Annotated in this window: 1 protein-coding gene; it reads right to left on the reverse strand. The window is 26.9% G+C overall.

Going from position 1 to position 1,482, the window contains the following annotated elements; translation table 11 throughout:
- Positions 1-1,400: hypothetical protein (locus AOG55_RS03450; protein ID WP_055040895.1), on the reverse strand; the 1,400-nt coding region annotated here is incomplete at its 3' end.
- Between the last annotated feature and the right edge of the window lie 82 nt (positions 1,401-1,482).

A 1,482-nucleotide genomic window follows, 5' to 3' on the forward strand; every position in this document is an offset into this window, starting at 1 on the left:
ATAAATTCCATATTATTTTTGATTTCAATCATTTTTTTCCCTGATAGGATATAAAAATCATATAATATAAGCAAGACAGAATATAAATAAAATGCAAAATAAATCAAATCACTTGATGTGAAAATAATTATGAATGGAAATATAAATGGTATGGAAACTATTATCATAGGTGTTAATGCCTTCCTAAAATTGTTCATGACCAGTGAACTGTTAGGATATGAGGATAAATCAAGGGCCTGAAAGGGATAAGATATGCCAGAAATATATATTCCGGCAAGCATCATGGATGCGGGAATGGTTAAAGAGTATATTAATAACATTAGGTTAAAATTATCAGGATGAAATGAATAAACAAGGCCCATTGATAAAATAAGGGGGGACATCATCATGGGTATTGCCAGGGACCTTGATATCATGTAATGCCTTATGTATCTGCACGGATTCATGACTGAAAATGACAGCCATGCCCTTTCAGATGCCCACGGTGTGGCAATTCTGAATATTAGTGGATAGAATGTAAGCTCCCATGTATAAAGAAACAGCTCAAACCTTGGAATGCCTGTAAAATCAAAAATATAATTTAGCATAAAATATCCTGTGCCCAAACCTGCATATATTATTAACCAGAAATATATGTTTCTCGAAAAATGGTAACGTTTTTTGGATATGCCAAAAAGGTATACTGTGTTTGAATATATTGTGTTTAGCTTATATATCACATTTAATGGTTTTCCTCTTAAATTTCTTGATTTATATGTTTTTTCCGATGGTTTTTCATACATCAGGAAATCAAGTTTATAAGACCTTGAAAATATGTAATAGAATATTATAATAAAGATAACTATTGATGATGCACTTCCATATATAATATTTCCAAAAAATACTGAATTTATATTAAATTTATAATTATATATTAATGGGCTGAATAAATATATAATGAATAATATTAATGGATACTTTTTATGAATCATGTATGAGGAAATGTATGATAAACCAATGGATATTAGATATAACAATAATGCATCAAAAATTCCTATAATTATTTTATATGAATTAAGTGCAAGCCCTATTAAATATAAAAATATTATAAATACAATTGAATATTTTATGGATGAGAAGAAGAAATATGACTTAAACAGATCTTTCTTTTTCAATGGAATATTTAGGAGAAAATCATTATCTGACTGTATAATTATATTGCCGGACAAAAATAATGGGATTATTATAAAGGTTGATATGAGTACAATTACGAGATACCCCAGTATATAAGGCCTTTGAAAATTATATCTGAAATATAAAATATTCACAAAAAATGAAAATATTAAAAGAATCAAATAAAATATGTATCTTGGCGATTTCATTCTTGTTTTAATTATGAATTTTGTAAGGTTTGAAAGCACACAAATATAACATAAAATAAGATAAAAATTTTTTGGCGGAATACACAATTTTTTTTAAATTTACCATAAATTTAACCATTTA

Source organism: Acidiplasma cupricumulans (assembly GCF_001402935.1).
Taxonomy (GTDB): Archaea; Thermoplasmatota; Thermoplasmata; order Thermoplasmatales; family Thermoplasmataceae; genus Acidiplasma; species Acidiplasma aeolicum.